This is a genomic window from Hydrogenovibrio halophilus DSM 15072, assembly GCF_000384235.1.
In the GTDB taxonomy this organism is placed as follows: Bacteria; Pseudomonadota; Gammaproteobacteria; order Thiomicrospirales; family Thiomicrospiraceae; genus Hydrogenovibrio; species Hydrogenovibrio halophilus.
This window is the reverse complement of record NZ_KB913033.1, coordinates 1-20522: the sequence shown is the minus strand read 5'-3', so window position 1 is coordinate 20522 and position 20522 is coordinate 1. Positions and strand designations below refer to the sequence as shown.

The 20522-nt window shown below is 49.5% G+C and carries 20 protein-coding genes and 1 rRNA gene; 12 read left to right on the top strand and 9 right to left on the bottom strand.

Annotated features, from left to right (window positions below; translation table 11 throughout):
• Positions 1 to 53 precede the first annotated feature (53 nt).
• From A377_RS0100105 to A377_RS0100055, 11 genes are all read left to right on the top strand, one after another.
• Positions 54 to 2681 carry a putative bifunctional diguanylate cyclase/phosphodiesterase gene (locus A377_RS0100105; RefSeq protein ID WP_245546743.1) on the top strand — a complete coding sequence of 876 codons (2628 nt, stop codon included), beginning with the start codon at positions 54 to 56 and terminating at the stop codon, positions 2679 to 2681.
• A gap of 96 nt (positions 2682 to 2777) precedes the next feature.
• Entirely contained in the window at positions 2778 to 4658 is a 1881-nt protein-coding gene (glmS, locus tag A377_RS0100100; RefSeq protein ID WP_028485133.1) for a glutamine--fructose-6-phosphate transaminase (isomerizing), read from the top strand.
• Between the two features lie 4 nt (positions 4659 to 4662).
• The gene (gene waaC / locus A377_RS0100095; protein WP_019894010.1) at positions 4663 to 5694 is read left to right on the top strand and encodes a lipopolysaccharide heptosyltransferase I; all 1032 of its coding nucleotides are present in this window, start codon (positions 4663 to 4665) and stop codon (positions 5692 to 5694) included.
• A gap of 47 nt (positions 5695 to 5741) precedes the next feature.
• Entirely contained in the window at positions 5742 to 5966 is a 225-nt protein-coding gene (locus tag A377_RS0100090; protein WP_019894008.1) for a hypothetical protein, read from the top strand.
• Positions 5956 to 6255, top strand: coding sequence for a type II toxin-antitoxin system RelE/ParE family toxin (locus tag A377_RS11435; protein ID WP_019894007.1), 300 nt, complete (start codon positions 5956 to 5958; stop codon positions 6253 to 6255). Before A377_RS0100090 ends, A377_RS11435 begins: the two co-directional genes overlap by 11 nt.
• Positions 6255 to 7355: a polysialyltransferase family glycosyltransferase gene (locus A377_RS11430; RefSeq protein ID WP_083919042.1), complete on the top strand. Its 1101-nt coding sequence runs from the start codon at positions 6255 to 6257 to the stop codon at positions 7353 to 7355. The genes A377_RS11435 and A377_RS11430 overlap by 1 nt, the downstream gene beginning before the upstream one ends.
• Positions 7355 to 8473 (top strand): hypothetical protein, encoded by a 1119-nt coding sequence (locus A377_RS0100075; RefSeq protein WP_157760644.1) that lies wholly within the window; start codon positions 7355 to 7357, stop codon positions 8471 to 8473. Before A377_RS11430 ends, A377_RS0100075 begins: the two co-directional genes overlap by 1 nt.
• Positions 8457 to 9068: a hypothetical protein gene (locus A377_RS0100070; protein ID WP_033422811.1), complete on the top strand. Its 612-nt coding sequence runs from the start codon at positions 8457 to 8459 to the stop codon at positions 9066 to 9068. Before A377_RS0100075 ends, A377_RS0100070 begins: the two co-directional genes overlap by 17 nt.
• Positions 9065 to 10063: a polysaccharide pyruvyl transferase family protein gene (locus A377_RS0100065; RefSeq protein WP_083919041.1), complete on the top strand. Its 999-nt coding sequence runs from the start codon at positions 9065 to 9067 to the stop codon at positions 10061 to 10063. The genes A377_RS0100070 and A377_RS0100065 overlap by 4 nt, the downstream gene beginning before the upstream one ends.
• Entirely contained in the window at positions 10060 to 11115 is a 1056-nt protein-coding gene (locus tag A377_RS0100060; RefSeq protein ID WP_019894002.1) for an aminoglycoside phosphotransferase family protein, read from the top strand. The genes A377_RS0100065 and A377_RS0100060 overlap by 4 nt, the downstream gene beginning before the upstream one ends.
• Positions 11094 to 12473 (top strand): O-antigen ligase family protein, encoded by a 1380-nt coding sequence (locus tag A377_RS0100055; protein WP_083919040.1) that lies wholly within the window; start codon positions 11094 to 11096, stop codon positions 12471 to 12473. Before A377_RS0100060 ends, A377_RS0100055 begins: the two co-directional genes overlap by 22 nt.
• Here A377_RS0100055 and A377_RS12570 read toward each other — a convergent pair.
• From A377_RS12570 to A377_RS11420, 9 genes are all read right to left on the bottom strand, one after another.
• Positions 12425 to 13063 (bottom strand): YrbL family protein, encoded by a 639-nt coding sequence (locus A377_RS12570; RefSeq protein ID WP_157760642.1) that lies wholly within the window; start codon positions 13061 to 13063, stop codon positions 12425 to 12427. The genes A377_RS0100055 and A377_RS12570 overlap by 49 nt on opposite strands.
• 23 nt (positions 13064 to 13086) lie before the next feature.
• On the bottom strand, positions 13087 to 14163 hold the full coding sequence (locus A377_RS0100045) for an NAD-dependent epimerase (protein WP_019893998.1): 1077 nt from the start codon (positions 14161 to 14163) through the stop codon (positions 13087 to 13089).
• Positions 14160 to 14636, bottom strand: a complete 477-nt coding sequence (locus A377_RS0100040; RefSeq protein WP_019893997.1) for a hypothetical protein — start codon at positions 14634 to 14636, stop codon at positions 14160 to 14162. The genes A377_RS0100045 and A377_RS0100040 overlap by 4 nt, the downstream gene beginning before the upstream one ends.
• Positions 14637 to 14936 carry a nucleotidyltransferase domain-containing protein gene (locus A377_RS0100035; protein ID WP_019893996.1) on the bottom strand — a complete coding sequence of 100 codons (300 nt, stop codon included), beginning with the start codon at positions 14934 to 14936 and terminating at the stop codon, positions 14637 to 14639. It abuts the gene before it with no gap.
• Between the two features lie 34 nt (positions 14937 to 14970).
• Positions 14971 to 15255, bottom strand: a complete 285-nt coding sequence (locus tag A377_RS0100030) for a DUF2442 domain-containing protein (RefSeq protein WP_019893995.1) — start codon at positions 15253 to 15255, stop codon at positions 14971 to 14973.
• Between the two features lie 99 nt (positions 15256 to 15354).
• Positions 15355 to 15570 carry a hypothetical protein gene (locus tag A377_RS0100025; protein WP_019893994.1) on the bottom strand — a complete coding sequence of 72 codons (216 nt, stop codon included), beginning with the start codon at positions 15568 to 15570 and terminating at the stop codon, positions 15355 to 15357.
• 12 nt (positions 15571 to 15582) lie between these two features.
• Positions 15583 to 16755 carry a nucleotide sugar dehydrogenase gene (locus A377_RS0100020; protein ID WP_019893993.1) on the bottom strand — a complete coding sequence of 391 codons (1173 nt, stop codon included), beginning with the start codon at positions 16753 to 16755 and terminating at the stop codon, positions 15583 to 15585.
• Between the two features lie 87 nt (positions 16756 to 16842).
• A complete protein-coding gene (locus tag A377_RS0100015; RefSeq protein WP_028485132.1) occupies positions 16843 to 17697 on the bottom strand; it encodes an amidohydrolase family protein in 855 nt (284 codons plus the stop codon).
• Between the two features lie 3 nt (positions 17698 to 17700).
• Positions 17701 to 18870: a histone deacetylase family protein gene (locus A377_RS11420; RefSeq protein WP_019893990.1), complete on the bottom strand. Its 1170-nt coding sequence runs from the start codon at positions 18868 to 18870 to the stop codon at positions 17701 to 17703.
• A 658-nt stretch (positions 18871 to 19528) separates the two neighbouring features.
• On the opposite strand from A377_RS11420, the gene A377_RS0100005 reads away from it, so the two are divergent.
• Positions 19529 to 20522, top strand: a 16S ribosomal RNA gene (locus A377_RS0100005); the annotation flags it as partial.

Below are 20522 nucleotides of genomic sequence, written 5' to 3'. Positions count from 1 at the left end.
CGTGATTCTTCCAAAGCGGTCAGCAACATTTCGAGTGTGACTCTGGAGCCAAGATGCCGACCCCACTTTCCCATATCAAACCCAGAAAAAAACTCAGCCGCACCTTGCTGATTGGGGCAATGGTGACAGCGATCACCATTTTCGGTTTGACCCTGTTGGCCGCCTCACAGATTGTCTCCAAAACCTTCTACAACCAAAGTGCTGAAAATGCTCAGGCTCTGAGTCGACTGTCGTTCGACAATATGTACCAGATCATGAGTCAGGGCTGGAGTCGCTCGCAACTGCTGGATTTTCGTCAGGAAATCTGGGAAACCTATGACGAACAGGGCCTTTCTTATTCGATTTATCGTGCCGAACCAGTCAATGAACAATTCGGGAAACTGGATTCGATGCTGTCTTCGTCGATTCAGCCCTACATTGATCAGGTTCTGGCCAATCCCCAAAAAACCGTGGTCGAAGAAGAAGACTGGATTCGTATCTTGCAGCCTCTGGAAGCCAATCAGACCTGTCTGAAATGCCATGTCAATGCCGAGGTCGGTGACGTACTGGGGGTGATGGCGATTGAACAGGATCTGGGCGCGGTGCTGCAACCGGCCCGAGTGGAGTTTGTGATCTGGATGCTGTTGCTGCTGCCCATCCCGATTTTACTGGCTTGGTGGGTCGGACAGCGTTTTTCCAACAGTCTGGTCCGCAGTGTGGAAGAACTCAATGATCGCGTGCTCTCGATTCAACAGGTGGACGACATCAAAAACCTTTCGCATGGGCAGGCGGTTTTTGAATACGCCGAATTCAACCAACTGAACATCAGCCTGAATCAGCTGGGCGACAAGATCAAAAACATCGCGATTGATCGCGACATTCTGGATTTTGAAATTCAGTTGCTTGATCGGCTGGTGCTGTCTTCGGAAATCATCAAGGACTGGAAGCACCACATCAGCATTCTGATGGAAGAAATTAACAAGATTCTGCCGCTGTACACCCTGTTTGTGGTATTCCGTACCGATGATTCCGAACAGTATGTGATCGAGATTTTCTGGCTTGGACACCCCACGGACGAGGTCAAGAAGGAAGTGGAAGCTTATGCCAAGGAGACCCTGGCACAGGTGTCCATTTTTGATGAGAATTCCGTGTTCAAGGTCAATCACACCTACGCCACCTCTCAGAAGCTGCAGGTGACCGATGAGATCAAAACCCAGAGCAAAAGCCTGGTGCTTGACCGACCGAAAATCGGCGGTGTGGTCGGACTGGGGGTTGAAACGCTTCCTCCGCGGGATTCCTCACGTTCGATTGTGGTTGAGAGCATTCTGACCACGCTGGTCAATGTCATCGGTTCGATCAAAGCGATCAATAAATTCACCAAAGAACTGGAATACTATGCCACGCGTGACCCACTCACGCATTTGTTCAACCAACGCGTGTTTCACGAAATGCTTTCCTACGAAGTCGGGCGGGCGCACAACCACGGCTATGAGTTTGCCTTGTTGATGATCGATTTCGACAACTTCAAGCTGATCAATGACCAGTATGGGCACAGTTTTGGGGATGAGATGCTGATTGAGTTTGCCAAGGTCGTGCGCAAGGCACTGCGGGAAGGCGACATTTTTGCCCGTTATGGCGGTGATGAGTTTTGCGTGATTCTGCCCGAAACCAACGGAGAGGAAGCCGTTCGCGTGGCCAGATCCGTGCTGGAAAATGCCGGGGAAATCCGTCTGACCTCACCACAGGGGCGCACGGTCTGCATTACCTGCTCCATCGGTGTCGGGATCTATCCCGGCCATGCCGACAACAAGGAAGACTTGTTCATGGTGGCGGACAACATGCTTTATCGCGCCAAGGACACCGGCAAAAACGCGCTGTCCTTTCCGGAAGAGGACGATCTGGTTGAGGTCTATCGGGAATCCAATGATCAAAGTGTGTTCATTATGGACGCCATCGAAACCGGCGAGCCGATCGAAGCGCATTATCAGCCCATTGTGAATATGCAGGACGGCTCGGTGGAAGTGCATGAGTTGTTGATGCGTCTGCGTCAGGAATCCGAGTTGGTCAGTGCCGGGCGTTTTATTGAAACCGCCGAACACATGGGACTGGTCAATCAAATGGATCTGATTCTGATTGATAAGGCTCTGGCTGAAATGAATGAAAAAGGCTATGTCGGCCGGCTGTTTATCAATCTTTCGCCCAAAGCCATTGTGGCTGGTGAGTTCATTCAGAAAGTGCTGGCACTGACGAATAAATATCAGATCGACCACGAGCGCATTGTGTTTGAAATCACCGAGCGCGAAACCGTGCACAACATTACGCTGCTGGAAAAGTTTGTGGGTGAATTGCGCGCCGAAGGCTTCCGCTTTGCCATCGATGACTTTGGTTCCGGCTTTTCCTCTTTCCAATACCTCAAGCGCTTCCCGGTCGATTACATCAAAATCGAAGGGGAATTCATCAATAACATGACCAAAAACAAGATTGATTTGGCGTTTGTGGAAAGCGCGGTGTCCATGGCCAAAACGCTGGGCATTCAAACCGTGGCCGAGTTCATTGAAAACGAAGAGACATTGAGGTTGGTGCAGGAACTTGGCATTGACTACGCCCAAGGCTTTTTGCTGGCCCGACCCGGTGCGGAACTGCTCACAGGGCTGCCGGAAAATGTGGCCAATTTGTTTGAGTCGGTGTCATACCGCCCTTAAATCCGCTTCCAATTTTTGAAAGTGGTCTTCAAGTCAGCTTCAGGCCGTGTTTTTTGTTAAAATAAAAGATTATTTTAACGATCTTGGATGGCGTTTATGTGCGGCATTGTTGGCGGTGTGGCAGAGAGAAATTTGGTTCCGATCCTTTTGGAAGGATTGAAGCGCCTGGAGTACCGTGGTTACGATTCGTCCGGTATGGCGGTTCTCAACGATTCTGGATTGCCTGAGTCTTCGCAGCAGTCTGAAATTCTGAGGATACGCGGATTAGGCAAGATCGCAGCGCTCGAAGAAAAAATTGATGCGTTTGACCAAGGCGAGTTTAAGGGGCAGATTGGCATAGCTCATACGCGCTGGGCCACGCATGGTGCGCCGGCAGAAAATAATGCCCACCCTCATATTTGCAATCAAAGCATTGCCGTCGTCCATAACGGCATCATCGAAAATTACCAGTCGTTGAAAGCCCGTCAGATCGATTTGGGGTACCGTTTTACCTCACAGACCGATACAGAGGTGGTGGCGCACTGCATTCATCGACACAGGGAACACACCGGTTGTTTGCTTAAAGCCGTTATGCAGGCGGTTGAGCAGTTTGAAGGGGCTTATGCTTTGGGCGTGGTTTCCATTCATGACCCCGAGACACTGGTGGCGGCGCGCAAGGGCAGTCCGCTGGTGATTGGTGTGGGGATTGGTGAACACTTTATTGCTTCGGATGTGTCTGCGCTTTTGCCGGTGACGCAACGGTTTATTTTTCTGGAAGACGGTGATGTCGCCGAAATTCGTCGTGATGCCATCACCGTCTATGACAAACAGGGGAAGGTAGTTGAACGCCCTGTCAAGCAGTCTTCGTTGACCGCCAGTTCGGTCGAGTTAGGCGAACACCGCCATTACATGCACAAAGAAATTTTTGAACAACCTCAGGCGGTGACCGACACGCTCGAAGGACGCATCACTCAGGATGCGGTGCTGGTCAATGCGTTCGGCAATGAGGCCGAACGCTGGTTTGAATCGGTTGAGCAGGTGCAGATCATTGCCTGCGGCACCAGTTATCATGCCGGATTGGTGGCAAGATATTGGTTTGAAGACATTATCGGTCTGCCGTGTCAGGTGGAGGTGGCCAGTGAATATCGCTACCGTAATCCGGTCGTGCGTAACAATACGTTGATTGTCACCCTCAGTCAATCGGGCGAAACCGCGGATACCCTCGCTGCTTTGCAGCAAATCAAGCAGCTTAAACAGGAAAAAAATCTGCCTACTCTGACGATCTGCAATGTGCCCGAGTCGAGTCTGACCCGAGAATCGGACATGACTTTCCTGACCCATGCTGGCCCGGAAATCGGTGTGGCGTCGACCAAAGCGTTTACCACGCAACTGGTGGCGCTGGCATTGTTGATCACGGCCGTTGGCAAAACGCAGGGTCGCATGTCCTCTGAGCAGGAGCAAAAAATTGTGCAGGGCCTGCAAAAATTACCAGGCCTGGTCAAAAACACCTTGGAAAACGAAGATCTGATTGCCAAGATTGCCAATGGCTTTGCCGACAAAACCTCCGCTTTGTTTTTGGGGCGAGGCACCATGTATCCCATTGCTCTGGAAGGGGCGTTAAAGCTGAAAGAAATCAGCTATATTCACGCCGAAGCTTATCCGGCAGGGGAGCTTAAGCACGGGCCGTTGGCTTTGGTGGATGAGCACATTCCGGTGATAGCGATCGCGCCCAATGATGAACTGCTGGAAAAGCTTAAGAGCAATTTGCAGGAAGTCAAAGCACGAGGCGGGCAGATGATTGTGTTTGAGGATGAGAAGTCCTGTGTGGACGCGCATGGCGATTTTGAAGTGGTCAAGGCGACCACCAATGTCGGACGTATTACCGCGCCGATTACGTTTAATATCCCTCTGCAACTGCTCAGTTATCATGTCGCGCTGATCAAAGGCACCGACGTGGATCAACCCAGAAACCTCGCCAAATCTGTGACAGTGGAATAGCTGGATGCGGATATTGCTGATCAAAATGTCGTCGATGGGCGATGTGTTTCATTCCTTTCCTGCTTTGACCGATGCGATGCGAGCCATACCAGACTTGCAGGTGGACTGGGTGGTGGAGGAGGGGTTTGCCGAGATTCCCTCTTGGCACCCGGTGGTGAAAAATGTGTATCCGATTGGCTTGCGTCGTTGGCGCAAAGGCTGGTTTCAGCGAGATACCCGGCTTGAGCGAAGCGCCTTTTTTAAGGCACTCAAGCAAAACCATTATGATCTGGTCGTGGATGCGCAAGGCTTGCTGAAAAGCGCCTGGGTTGTGCGCAAAGCAGAGGGCGAAAAGGTCGGGTTCGATTGGCACTCTGCGCGCGAACCTTTGGCCAGCTGGTTTTATGATCGCAAGGTTCGAGTCGCCAAAGATCAGCATGCCATTACCCGCTTGCGATGCCTGATGGCGCAGTCACTGGGTTACGACCTGCCTGATTTGAATGAAACCAAAGTTGAGTACGGGCTGGACCACCAGGCCTGGTCAAAACCTGAGTTTTTGCACACACAGCTGAATGACGCGCCCTATTGGGTCGGGTTGCATGGCACCACCTGGGACACCAAGCTCTGGCCAGAGCGTTATTGGGTTGCGTTGATTCGTCATCAGGCCGATAAGGGCCTGAAAGTGGTGTTGCCCTGGGGCGATGAGGAAGAAAAAGCGCGTGCCAAGCGATTGGTTGAAAAAGCCAATCTGGTTTTTGACCAGGCCTGGGTGCCGGAGAAGCGTCTGGCGCTGACGGACATGGCCAGGCTGCTCAAATTTTCCGAATTTGTGGTTTCCGTAGACACCGGACTTTCGCATGTGGCCGCCGCGCTGGATGTGCCGATGGTGGTGCTTTATCGGGTGACCGACCCGAAGCTGGTCGGCGCGTTAGGCCCCAAAGTCGCGCGGTTGGTGTCGCCATTGGGGCCGCAATATCTCAAGCAGTTTGCACCCGGTCAGGCAGAGCGTTCGTTGGAAAGACTGGGTGTTACAGATGTATTGCGGCATGTGCCCTAAGGTGCTAGATTGTCATAAAAGCCACTTAAAACAACCAGGGAAATGTGATGCAAGCGTTGAGAGAATTTGTAAAAGTGAAAAACCGATCTGTGCAGTTTCAGTTGCCTGAAGGCTTTGATTACGAAGAAGTGGAAGTGATTGTGATGCCAAAAGCGTCTTCCGAAGCTTCCGAAGAACTGCTTGAAACCCTTCAAGAGGGTGCGCATTCGCCTGTCAGTGAAAAGAGTCACGAGGAGGTTTTCGCTGAGCTTAAAGCACGATATGTTGATTAACTATTCCGATCGGGCCGTTCAGGACTTGGAGAAAATTTTTGCCTATATCGCTCGTGACCAGAAATCGCATGCGAAGACCTTTTTAAACAACCTGAAAAACAAAATCGAGCTTTTGGCACTATTCCCGGATATGGGAGTTGAGTGTCGTCGTAAGCAGATACCGATAGACGGGCGTTTGCTGATCTATGAAGACTATTTGATTTTCTATCGTGCAAGGGGGGGGAACATTCTGATCTTGAGGGTTTTGCATGCTTCGGTCAATATCAGAGCATGGAGCTCGATTACGTGATGAACCACTCATGCTTGTACCTTCCTTCTACTCCCTTAAATATGCTGGTCAGTGTGGCTCTGGCGGTGCATCAGCGTCAATCCATGCCAGAGACGCACTCGGCGCTTTGGTTGATTGATCAGGCCAATACTCGCGCCAATCCTTATTACGAAAGCTTGCTTGCCTGGGAGGATGCCCCTTTTGATTCGGTTCAAATCTTACCAGGCCTGGTGAAAAACGGGGTTGGACGTGGCAAGCTTGCTGAGCGACGACAGAACTTTCTCCAGATTGATCAATGGCTGTCACAGTTTCAGGCTCAAAATGGGCTGCCGCACGTCGTGGCCACGGGCAGTGACCGACGGGTGGAGTTTCAATATGTGATGCATCGAATTACCCAGCAGGCCGCTCGTCCTCAAGGCTGGTATCTGGATGATGGGCTTTATTCGTATGCCGGTCGTCCTCATCATTGGTTCAAAGACGGGGTGAATGCCCTGTTGAAAAAGCTGGTGTACGGTTTTTGGTGGCAGGAACCGCAAACGGTGGGGGCGTCCGATTGGATTGACCAGGCCTGGTTGTTTCGTCCGAAGGCCGCGGTTAAGCCATTGCAGCAAAAAACCACGCAGGCGTTGAGCGAAGATTTGTTTTTGGCCCCACCCGTGCAGACGTTTTGCGGGGCCTTGATGGAAAAACATGGCGTGGATCAAGCGTCCATGCAAACGGTGCAGACGCTGGTTTTGATTCCGCATCCCAATAATCAGAAAAAAATCCGCGGCTATGCCCAACAAGTTCAGGCGTTGGTCAAACGTCTGGTCGATGCCGGTGAGCAGGTGGCGGTAAAATACCATCCGCGGCAGGCGGGGCAGGATGCACTGGGGCTGATGAGCGATGCCAATGTCATGGTCTTGCCCTCAAATCTGGCGTTTGAAATGCTTTTGCCTGCCTTGCCTGAGAATGCTCGCATCATCGGTGATGTGGGCACAGCGCTTCTGACGGCAAAATGGTTGCGGCCCGATTTGACTTCTTATGCGCTGTTGAACGAAGAAGATGCCTTTTCCCGTCAATTTATTCCGCTGATGCAAACCATGGGGGTCAAAACCGTTGGCGCCATTCAGGATTTATGATGCAAAACCGTTCAAACAAGCCGATTGATCTGTACTTGGTGTCGTCACCGCTGCACTTTTTCTGGGCCTGGTTGCTGGCCGACCGGCAAAAAGACGAGCGTGACGCGCACTTGTGGTTGATTGACCAATACTCTGAAAAACCTATGGTGTTTACGCCCTTGCTGGATCGGGTTACCACGCCGTTTGTCCAATGGCAATTGCTGGCCGGGCGCGAAGCAAAAGGCTGGGCCAAATGGCGACAGCGGAAAAAACGTTTTGCCATGACAGAGGCCTGGTGTGCCGAACACCGGCCAGCACGGGTGCTGATTGGCAATGATCGCAGTGTGCTGGGGCAGTTTGTTTTGAAAACGGCCAAGCAGTTGGCCAAACAGCAAGACACTCATTGCACAGGCGTGTTTCTGGACGACGGCGTCTTCAGTTATCTGGGTCGGGCCGCTTCAAAAGCCTGGTCCGAAAGGGTGGTCGACAATGCGGTCAAAAAGTGGGTGTTTGGTCGCTGGTATGACACACCGGAAACGGTGGGCGCCAGCCGCTGGGTGGATGAAGCGTGGCTGATGTACCCAGAGTTGGGGCAGCGTAATTTGCCGTCCAAGCGTTGTTTGCCATTGATGACAGATCAGCTTCAAAAAGAGGCTGGGTTGCGCGCATTTGAACCCATGGCGAGGGCGGTTTTGTCTGAGCATCAATGGGAGACGGCCAGGCTTGAACGTTTGGATGGGTTGTTCACTTTGCCCAATCACCGGATTTTCAGTCGCATTGATGGTTATCGAACGAAAATACTGGCCGACTTGAATCGCCAAGTGCAACTGGGCAAACGCTTCGCGGTAAAATATCATCCAGCGGCCGGAAGTCAGGACCTGCTTGGTTTGAAAGAGGCCGGGTTTGACGTGTTGCCGTCGAACTTGAGTTTTGAGGTGCTGTTGCCTTTTTTGGCAGATTGTGAAGTGGTCGGTGATTTTTCCACGACCATTTTGTTGGCCCAATACTTGACCAATAAGCCCGTACGCTGGATGGCGTCAAGCTTTGACGACAACGCAGAACGGATGAAGCGTCTGTGCCGAGAGGTCGGTATTGAAATCAAAGAACCCGAAGAGGATGAGCATGTCCAAATCGTTTGAACAGGTGGCTGAGTTTTTGGCCAATAAAAACATTGCCTTGGTCGGAAACTCTCGGAAAGTGTTGGGGCAGTCCTTTCCGGTGGATGAGCACGATGTGGTGATCCGCATGAATTTTGCCTGGCAGTTGCCGGAGTCGATGCAGGAGGCGGTTGGCGCACGGACCGATTTGCTCTGTGTTTCGGGCGCAAAAAAAGAAATCAATGACATGGTCGCGACCTTGCCCAGAGTGATGTATATGTCGCCCAAAAGTCGTGATCTGCTCACCGACGCAACGCGGCAACAGCTGTATTTTTACCCGGTCGATTGGTGGCAGTCACTGCATGAAGCACTGGGGGCGCGACCGTCCACCGGCTGTATGGCGGTGGACATGATTCGTCGCGTCATCGGAGAAGGGCATTTGACGCTTTATGGGTTCGATTTTTTTCAGAGTGACAGTTGGCACAAACGCTATTCGTTGTTAGAACGATTGCGGCTTTGGTTGGGACTGCAAAAGCCGCATCCGCATGATGGTGATCAGGAGGCGGCGTTTATCAAGGCGGCGTTGCCCAGAGAGCAGCTCACTATTGTGCCGACCCGGCAGAGCGAGGCATCATGAAAGTCGCCATTATTAACGACACTCGCCCTACGCGCCACTATGGCTGCTTGATGGTGATGAGCAATTTGGAAAGACTGCTTCAAAAGCACGGGGCCGAAGTGATCTGGACCTGGCCTGTCAGCCAGGATTGGCGCAAACACAAAGACAAAATCGAAGCCATGCCAGAGGTGGACATGATTCTGGTCAACGGGGAAGGGACGATTCACCATGCGCCACGCCGGTGGCAGGCACAGGCCCTGTTGGAATTTGCCGCCTTTTCGCATCAGACGTTAAAACGGCCCTGTTACTTAATCAATGCCACGCTTTATGCCAATGAAGACAACTGTATTGCGCATTTAAACGATTTTGATGAGATTTATGTGCGTGACAGAGCAAGTTTTGAAACACTGACTCAGCAGGGTGTTGCGGCGCGCTTGGTCATGGATTTGACCTTTGCGTTTGAACCGTCTGTGCCTTATCAGCCTGAGTCAGGCCGCATTTGTGTGGTTGATTCGGTCATGCAGACGGATGTGCCGTGGCTGAAGAAATTTAAAAAACACTGGCAGTGTCCGTACCGATCCATGGTGGTCGCACGACCTGATAATTACAACTTCTGGAAACGCCCCAGAAAAACCATTGTTGAAACCGTGAAATGGTTTTTTCGGGATCGAAATAAATCACTGGATCCGGCGGAGTTTGAAGCGTTTTTATCAGGCTGTGAACTGGTGGTGACCGGTCGTTATCATACGGTCACCATGTGCCTGAAAAACAAGATTCCTTTTGTGGCGTTGGAGTCGAATACCCCCAAAATCTCGTTTTTGCTCAAAGAGGTGTTTGGCCACACGGATCGAGTGATGCCATCCAAGTCATTGTTGACGCTCAATCCGCAGGACTGGGCAAGCTTCTCCAAAGAAGAAGCGATGGCGATGGATCGGTTTTTAAACCAGGCCCGTGATGACAATGCTGCCATGGTTGAAACTTTGTTGGCCAGAACGAAAGGCATGGGGACTTTGTGAATTTTTCCTTGCGTGCCTGGATCGACTCATTGCGCGTTTACTGGCTTGACCGACCTGCTCAGAGAGAGAAGGCAGCGAGTCGATTTGCAATGTCTGGTGACACTGAAAAACCCCTGTCGTCTGTCTTGCCGTCTTTGCGTTCACAAATCCAGCAGGTTTCGCCTGAAGTGGAAGCGATGACTTCGGTTTATTGCATGCTGGGCGGGGCAAACAATGCCGGATTTGTGTGGCACTATGGCGGTTTGAACGGGCGACAGGAATGGTTGACGAAGCTGGCACCGCCCGTTTTACTTGACCGTGAACGGTTTTTTCTTGAACGGGTGTGCCAGCAAGCTTCTGGCGCCGAGTTGGTGCCGAGGTTGATCAGTCATGGCACATTGGCAGATACTTCCCTGGCCCAGTTGACGACAGAAAGGTTATCGCCTGGAAAAGTGACATTGGGCGATGCGTTGCGGCTATATCAGAAAATGGGCGAGTTAGGGAACTCCGTTTTTGGCCAGCCTGGCGCAGGGGCAGGAACGGATTATCCGCCGCTAAACGATGGAACGCCGATTCGGGATATGATGGTTCATTGGGTCAAACAGCCCCAGTCGGAGTCAAGCCGAACCTTTTTGCGAGGGTTTTTTGATCAGCTAAAGCAGCGATGCCCTGAAAACATTGCCTCGATTGATGAAGTGCAGGCAAAGTTGTTGGCTTTTTTGCAGTCTGCGCCGCCTTTGGACGCATCGGCGTTTGGCCTGATCCACGGTGATTTCAAACCCGCCAATATTCTGTTTGATGCTCAAGGCCAGCCCAAACTGATCGATTGCCAGTATTTTGAATATGGCCTGCGTCAATGGGATTTGGCTTTCTTCTTGTCCAAGCAGAAAAAGCCGCTGGGGCATTTTATGGAATCTGTTGCCCAAACGCTGAACTGGTCAGAGCAAGAGAGAATGTGGTTGGCAATCTGCTATGTCTTGGCAGTCTGTTTACGCCTTAATAAATCGAATTTTGACAAGCAGTGGAAGCGATATTTATTTCCTGCACTTAAATGTCTGAAAAATACATGTTGAAGATGATGAAAATTATTATTGGTGATATTTGTCCACATCCTAAACTAGCTTGGTGGCTATTTTTAGCCATGATACTTTTGTTTTCTGGGTATGTTTTAAGAGGAACAGTTCCTTACAACTTTGAACTTTTGTTTGGGTTTTTCTTGGTGGTTTTAGTCTATTTACTAAAAGCGGAAAGCTGGGATGACTTGACTCAAAAATCAGTTTTGGTTTGGGGGGGATTAATTTTAAGTTATGTCATATCGGTTTTCGCTATTAGTTTATTTCATGCGCCTTTATTAGAAGAAAGTCGTTCAGTATTAAGGATAACGGCACTGTTTATTGGGTTTCTGGTCGTTTTGGCTGCGATTTTATTGACGAAGCCTGCGGAAGACTTTTTTTGGTATTTTCTATTAGTTTCCAGTTTTGTTTTGTTGGTGCCCATCACGATGGAATTGACCCATTATGGTTGGAAAGTGTTTGAAGGAGAAGCTCGCTTAGGTCGGGCCTACAGCAATCCGATAAAATTCGGTGTCTATGCCAATGCTTTGTTTATTTTGATGCTTGGTGGTTTTGTGTGGGCATACCGGCAAGGTAAGAAGGTTTTAGTGCTGTGGTGTGTTATGACATTGATAAATTTTCTTGCTGTTGTTTTATCACAGTCTAGAACCGCATGGATCGGTTGGCCCGAAGCAATAATAGGTTGGGGCGGTTTTTATTTGTATTTGATTTCAAAAGCCAAGTTTTCTTTTGAAAAAAAACTATTTTTAGTCGGTGGCATAGTTTCAATTTTGGCTTTAATAGGGGTAACGTTTGTTGGCGAAGTTATGCAAAAGCGTGTTGTGCAGGCTTGGAGTGATGTCGAACAATATCTGACAGAAGAAAATGTAGAGACAAGTGTCGGCAGGCGCCTAGTCATGTATGAAGTCGGCATTGATCTAATAAAAGAACAACCTTTTTTAGGGCATGGCGCAGATGATTTTGAATCAAATTTAACGTCGAAGACAGCACAGCTGCTCACAGAAAAATATAATGTTAGTTCAAATGGCTTTCATTTTTCGCAAATTCACAACCAGTTTTTGATGACTTGGATAAATTTTGGTTTAATTCCGTTTATTTTGATTGTTTTGATCTTTATTTTTCTGTTGGGATTCTTTTTAAGGGGGCTCAAGAAATCCAGAGGTGAGAGTAAAGCAATTTGGGTAGCGGGTTTGGTTTTTACATCAGCAACGATATTGCTTTTTATGCCAGAAAGCCCACTTCAGTATTCAACTTATTCAGCCCATGTTGGACTTTTTTTAACATTGTTAGTGGCATTCTCTTTGTTAAATCAAAAGTCTTTCACGTCACTACGTACGGATAAGTCAGTGCTTGAGTGAGAGACTGTCACTGTTATTTTTTTTATTAATCTTCTCCATCTTTTTCCCATCAATCGCTTTGTTAAAAGAGGCATTCGAAAAGTAAATGGGTCTGGCGAAGCAAGGCCGATTCCATCAATCATGTACAAGCGGTATTGGCCCTGCTGGTTTTGTTTGGCGGCCAGATTACGAGGACTGAGGTCAAACACGCAAAGGTTTTCTCGGCTGAGATATTCTGAAAGGGTGGAGAGGGCTTCGTTGAGTTGTTCGGGGGTGAGCTGGTTGGCACTAAGTAACTGGTAAAGAGAAGGCGCAACCGAACCGTTTTGATCGGTGATCAAGTCAAACACATGCCCTTTGCCGTAATTGGTTTTGACGCTGTGGTGGTAGTCGCTGATGTAGGTTAGGTCTCTTTGCTTTTTATGCAGATAGTTCAGGTAGCGAATTTCTCTCGCAGTTTGTTTTTCTTTTTTTTTGGCTACTTTGATGCACAAACTGGGGTCGGACGGGTGCTGGAAGCACAAGCGGTCGCGCCCCTCACCAATCAGGTCAGCGTCTTTCAGGTGTATCTGTTTGGAAGCCTTGTCCATTGTGGTGTTAGAAGGTTTCAAACGATGAGCTCAGCGTGTGCGGTTCATGACGGATAGTACGCTTTGTACCACTCAACAAATTTGGCAATCCCGTCTTCAATGCTGGTGGAGGGCTTGAAACCGGTATCGGCCATTAAATCATCCACATCGGCGTAGGTGATGGGCACATCACCGGGTTGCATGGGCATCAGATTTTCATTGGCTTTTTGTCCGCAGGCGGTTTCAATCGCTGTGATAAAGCGTCTGAGCGTGACGGGTTGGTTATTGCCGATGTTGTAAATCTTGTAGGGAGCGACCGCATTGGATAGGTTGTTGCCTTTTTGAGACCCTGAATCCAGTTCAGGGTGACGCGGAGAGGTCGGCGCAGGGATCCGGTCCATGACCCGTGTGACCCCTTCGATGATGTCATCGATATAGGTAAAGTCGCGTTTCATTTCGCCATTGTTGTACACATCGATTTGTTTGCCTTCCAAGATGGCTTTGGTGAATTTGAAATAGGCCATGTCAGGACGCCCAAAAGGGCCATACACGGTAAAAAAGCGCAAGCCGGTGGTTGGCAGGTTGTATAGATGGCTGTAGGTGTGGGCCATCAGTTCGTTGGACTTTTTGGTGGCGGCATAGAGGCTAATGGGATAATCCACTCGGTCATCCGTGCTGAACGGTTGTTTGCAATTCATGCCATAAACGGAGCTGGAGCTGGCGTAGACCAAATGCTTGATCTTTTGCTGGCGACAGCCTTCCAGAATATTCACAAACCCAACCAGATTCGCATCCACATACGCATGTGGGTTTTCGATTGAATAACGCACGCCTGCCTGGGCGCCCAAATTGACGGCGATGTCGAAACCATGGTCCTCAAACAACTTTTTTACCCCATCCCGGTCGGCCAGATCCAGTTCAAAAAACGCATACTCAGCCGACGCCGGTAGAGTGTCGCTTGCAATCAACTGCTTCAGGTCGTCAAGACGGTCGGTTTTCAGTTGCGGGTCATAGTAGTCATTAAGGTTATCAATGCCAGTCACTTGGTGCCCCTGCTTGAGTAGCTGTTTGACCAGGTAAAAACCAATGAAGCCGGCACTGCCAGTGACGAGAATGGATTGTGGGGCTAGTTGTGTATTCATTTGGAACTTTGGTTAGTGTATGTTTGTTTAAGTTTTTCTGAGAAAGAAACCAGCATTGGGGTAGCGGCTCTTGCTGCTTCAATGGCATCTAAAAACAGGGTTGGATCTTCGATGTATTCGTGGACCATTTGATTGCGCAGCGAGCGCAGGCTTAACCAGTCATCGCTTGAATCCAGCCAACCGTATTTTTCTGCTTTATCCAGGTTAATAAGTAAGGGTGCTTTGGGCTCGCCCAAAGAATGCAAAAGGGCAGGTAGAAGCTTATCTCCCAATGTGTCTTGAAGTCGGCAGAAACGGCTGGTAAATCCTTCAATCTTAAGGGCAAGCTCTGGCAGTTGTTCCAGCTTCTGAACCGTTTGTGGTGTTATCCTTTGAGAAAATACCTGCTCCATAGCAAATTTTAGGTGATGGATTTCTTTTTCAACCACCCGGAAAAGAAACTCAAGCCTTTCATGTTGTTTTTCACTGTTCATTTAACTGATTAAAATCCCTTCAGTACGTGCGATTTGATGAATGGTGCCGTGAACAAGATTGGGTGCGTCCAACACGATATCGACTTTACGGCCATGAAAGGCGCGGGTTAATCTGGCTTCGATTTGCGCTTTTGTCCACGCTGGGCGCTCAACCGGTTGTTCCGAGATAATCAGCAAATCCACGTCGCCACCTTTTTGTTCGTCATCCACCCGTGAACCAAACAGCTTGATGGTAACGTCCGGTAACAGGGCGTGAATGGTGCCCTTGATGGTGTCGATTTCGTTCGTTCTGAGTCGCATGGCTTTTTATTTAAGGTCTTTGTCCTGGACGGTTTTAAGCGACATTTTTATTGTGTGGGATTTCGATGTTTTTGTTTTCGTATAAATCTGCAATCGGAAAACACAGTTCGTAATCATCCCAAATCAAGTCACCATCAGAAATCTGAAAATTTTTGAATGCGGACTCATCTTTGTACTTTTGGATGTCTGAATGGGCATGTTGAAAAATAAAATTTTTAAAGTGGACAGTTTGATGATGACCATCACTGAAATGGGTTTTGAGCGCGAAATCTCCCAAATAATCGGCTGAGACCACTTTGATTTCATCTGGTAGACTCATTTCACTTTCCCTTCAATTTTGATGCATATTAGACGTCGTTTGAAAAATAAGCGATGTCTGAGAGCGATTTCTGTGCTCTGGTTGTGAAATTGAAAAACACTAAACACCATGTTCTGGGCAAGTCTTCTTAAATGCGTCATCCATGCTCATGGTGTCGCCGTTTAGTGCTTGCTCCATGCTTTCTTCCAGATCTTTTTGAATCTTTTTTTGAGTTAGAAATTCATACAAATCAGAATCTTCTTGAATTGGTGTTTTTCCAAAGACATCAATCGCAAGTTTTTCTAACTCTGGGTTTTCGATTTGAATGGCGTACATGTAACCCCCTGCTCAGTCCTTACCAAACAAGTCTCTAGTATACACCTTGTCTTTGACATCGAAAATGTCGTCGGTCAGGCGGTTGGCGAGGATGACATCGGAGTCGGCTTTGAACGCTTCCAGGTCATGGTAAACCTTGGAGTGGAAAAACTCGTCCTGTTCGAGCACCGGCTCGTAGACAATCACCTCAATGCCCTTGGCTTTGATGCGCTTCATCACCCCTTGGATGGCGCTGGCGCGGAAATTGTCGGAGCCTTGCTTCATAATCAATCGGTGAACGCCCACGATTTTGGGGGCGCGTTTGATGATTTGGTCGGCAATAAAATCTTTGCGGGTGGTGTTGGCCTCCACAATCGCCTGAATCAGATTTTGTGGCACTTCCTGATAGTTGGCGAGCAGTTGCTTGGTGTCTTTGGGCAGACAGTAGCCACCATAACCAAAGCTCGGGTTGTTGTAATGGTCACCGATTCGAGGATCGAGACCGACGCCTTCAATGACCTGTTTGGTGCTCAATCCATGGGTTTCGCAGTAGGTGTCGAGTTCATTGAAGTAGGCGACGCGCAAGGCCAAATAAGTATTGGCAAACAGCTTGATACCTTCAGCCTCGGTGGAGTCGGTAAACAATACCGGAATTTCGCTTTCAGGTTTGGCTGCCCCTTCAATAAGCAGATTGGCAAAAGTTTGAGCACGTTCAGACTGTTCTCCAATCACAATTCTTGAGGGGTAAAGATTGTCCCAAAGCGCTTTGCCTTCACGGAGGAATTCGGGTGAGAACAATATGTTGTCACTTTTGAATTTGGCTTTGATGTCCAGGGTGTAACCGACCGGAATGGTGGATTTGACCACCATCACGGCATTGGGGTTGATCGACAAGACCTTTTCAATGACGCTTTCCACGGTTTTGGTGTTAAACGTATTGGTGACGGTATCGTAATCGGTCGGCGTGGCAATCACGACAAAATCCGCATTCAGATACGCGGTAGTCGGCTCTGTCGTGGCGGTCAGGTCAAGAGGCTTGTTCTTCAGAAAATCTTCGATTTCGGTGTCAGCAATCGGTGAGATTTTGTTGTTAATGAGGGCGACTTTTTCTTTAACGATATCAAGAGCCACAACCTCATGATGCTGGGCCAGCAACACAGCCAGAGACAGTCCGACGTAGCCCGTTCCCGCAACGGCAATTTTCATGGACCCACCTTTCAGAAAAGTTCAAATTAGCTGGGGATTATAGCGAATTTTTATAAAGGTCACAGTCTGGTTGGATGACGGTTTTGTTTAAGGTTCGAGAAGAGGCATTTTGTACACTTTTATGCCATTTTGCCAGGCCAGCTTGCTGCGAGCTGGCTCAGGCAGTTGATTCAGCCACTGGCGTATGTTGGCCACCGCCTGGTCAAGGCGTTCCCAGCGCTGGGTGCTGTAGGTGTCCACCGCAGCCAGCAACCTGTCCTGGTTCTTGATGAAAAAATCCCGCCATTTTGGCCTGAGCTGGCCGTGTTCATCCGTAAAAAGCTTGTCGCGAACCGAGGTGTCGATATAAAGGTTTGGATGGCGAGCCAGTACCCGGTCCAGATATTCCGGCACCGGTACGGTTCCCAAATGCGCCCAGATCACCGTCAGGTCGGGCGCAAGCTGGTAAACCCGGTTGATAATGGTCGCATCCCCATGAATCTGCAGAGACAGGTTTCGCTCTTCGGCAATGCGCACCACACGCTCCAGAACCGGACTGTAGGCTTCCTGCCTGAAAATGTGAAATTCACCAATGCCCTGATAGGGAAATCGGTCCAATTTGGCTTCGATGTCCTCCAGTGTGCTCAGTCTTTGCATCCACACGGGTTTGTGCGCCCTGTTGGGGTAAAGGCTCAGGAAGGGGGCGATTCTGTCCGGCATCACCTGGTGCAGGGCCTCGGTCTTTTCAGTGGGTGTGCTCGAAATCATGGCACCGATGATATTGAGTCGTTCATATTTGTCGGCAATGTCCTCTGGTGTGAACCGCTCGGCATCGGCTTTTGAATAATGCGAATGGCTGTCGAACAAAGGTGGCAGGGGTGTTTGTGCCCATAAAGGACTGGCTGAGAGAAGCAAAAGCGTACTCAGCCAAGCGCCGGATAGGAACGTCGGTTTTCGTTGCATGAGTTAATCCAGGTGATGGGACTTCAGTTGAGCGATTTGCTCGCTGAAATCTTCTTCGCCCAATGAAGGTAGCCCGATGGGGTTTTGGGTCTGTTCCGGGTTGTTCAGCAAAGTATGAAGCGTCCCGGCCGTGCATTTGGCCAAAGGTTCCAGTTCGTAGCCGCCGCCCAGGGAAAAGCTAATCCGGCCCTGACACAGTGTCTTGGCCGACGCCAGACATTTTTTGACTAGGCGGTTAAAGCCCAGTACCGATACTCGATGCTGAGCCAGCGGATCCAGCCAATGCGCATCGTAGCCTGCGAACACAATGATCTGTTCGGGTTCAAAGGCTTCAAGTTTGGGGTGAATGATTTCATCGTACACATTCAGGTAAGTGGTGTCGCCCGCACCTTCCTGAAACGGCAGATTGACCACTGTGCCTTTGGCCTGATCGTTGCCTGTGAAGTCTGCGCCACCCGTCATGGGCCAGAAAGGGTGTTGATGGATCGAAATCGCCATGATGTTTTCGTCGGCATCCGACAAATCTTGTGTGCCATTGCCGTGATGCACATCAAAATCAATGATCGCAATTTTTTTGACCCCTCGGTATTTTTGCAGTGCTTTGGCGGCAATGATGTCGGAATTGAAAATGCAAAAACCCATGGCCTTGTTTTTTAGGGCATGATGGCCGGGCGGACGTAAAAGCGAAAAGCCATGATCAATGGTTCGGTCATACACTGCCAGGTTCATGTTGATGTGACTGCCCGCCGCCATTCTGGCCGCATCAAAACTGTGCGCATTGATGTAGGTGTCGCCTGCATAAGGATCATAATAGTCCACAGAATCACCGGCCTGGTTGCTCATGGCACGGATTTCATCTATGTAGCCCGGATCATGCGCCCACAGCAACTCCTCTTCTGTGGCCAGTTTCGACTGGATGGGCGTGAGCTGATCCCAGAGCCCTTGAGCCTCCAATTCCTGATCAATGGCCTTTAAACGATCGGCCCCTTCAGGATGGTCGGGCATGTTGTGCTTGAAAAACAACGGATCAAGCACAACCCCGGTACGAAATTGACCAGGCCTGGTGGTTTTGGGGTCAGAAGCCAAAGCGGCTTGAGACAGCGGGCTGCCAGCCAGCCCCAGAGCAATCAGTTTCTTAATCAGTTCACGACGTCCTGAATCAACCCTTTTCATCCCGGCCTCCAATGCCAAATAATAAAATTGTTTGGTTTATTTTACTGTTTATCTTACTGTCAGATGGTAGCCAGATTTCACAGAAAAGATGAAAAAGACCGAAAATACAACGCTAACCCCTTGTTGTGGAATGGCCGTATGCTGATTCAGCTGATGGGCGAGTCAGAACACCGGGCAGAATCCCTCCAAAAGTTTCCAAAAAACCCCTTGCGTTCCAAGTCAGAAAGGCTAGAATACGCCACCTGCTCAGCGAGTGAGCCAGTCAGGCCGGACAAGGCGCAGAGAAGCAAGTTGAATAAACGGTTTTAATGCGCCCCGTTTTGGTCTGAGAAGCGATGTGAAAAGCGAAGGTTTAAGAAAGACACAGACCTGAAGCAAAAACATCAAAAAAACTTCAAAAAGACGCTTGACTGCAACGGTCACTCGCACTAGAATACGCAGCTCTTGAGGGACACGTCAAAGGGCGAGTTGCTTGAGAAGAGAAAGACCCAAGATCTTTAAAAAACAGGTAATTCAGAGACAATTTATGTGGAAACTCCCTAAGGTGAGTGACCCGCATAAATTGCTCGAGACGAAGTATATGTTAATGCATTTACTCGTCAATTCCGAGCGTTTTACAGAGCACGGCGAGCTCACTAAAAAACGTCGAATCATGATTAAACTGAAGAGTTTGATCCTGGCTCAGAATGAACGCTGGCGGCAGGCCTAACACATGCAAGTCGGACGGAAACGACAAGAACAAACCCTTCGGGGGGCGATCTTGGGCGTCGAGTGGCGGACGGGTGAGTAACGCGTGGGAATCTGCCCTTTAGTCGGGGACAACCTGTGGAAACGCAGGCTAATACCGGATGTGCTCTACGGAGTAAAGGTGCCCTCTTCTTGAAAGGTATCGCTAAAGGATGAGCCCACGTTAGATTAGCTGGTTGGTAGGGTAAAGGCCTACCAAGGCGACGATCTATAGCTGGTTTGAGAGGATGATCAGCCACACTGGGACTGAGACACGGCCCAGACTCCTACGGGAGGCAGCAGTGGGGAATATTGCACAATGAGGGAAACCTTGATGCAGCCATGCCGCGTGTGTGAAGAAGGCCCGAGGGTTGTAAAGCACTTTCAGTGGTGAAGAAAGGTGCTTGATTAATAATCAAGTGCTGTGACATTAGCCACAGAAGAAGCACCGGCTAACTCTGTGCCAGCAGCCGCGGTAATACAGAGGGTGCAAGCGTTATTCGGAATTACTGGGCGTAAAGCGCGCGTAGGCGGACTGTTAAGTCGGTTGTGAAAGCCCTGGGCTCAACCTAGGAATTGCATCCGATACTGGCAGTCTAGAGTTTAAGAGAGGCAAGGGGAATTCCAGGTGTAGCAGTGAAATGCGTAGATATCTGGAGGAACATCAGTGGCGAAGGCGCCTTGCTGGCTTAAAACTGACGCTGAGGTGCGAAAGCGTGGGTAGCGAACGGGATTAGATACCCCGGTAGTCCATGCCGTAAACGATGTCAACTAGCTGTTGGTCTTATTAAAAAGATTAGTAGCGCAGCTAACGCGATAAGTTGACCGCCTGGGGAGTACGGTCGCAAGATTAAAACTCAAAGGAATTGACGGGGGCCCGCACAAGCGGTGGAGCATGTGGTTTAATTCGATGCAACGCGAAGAAC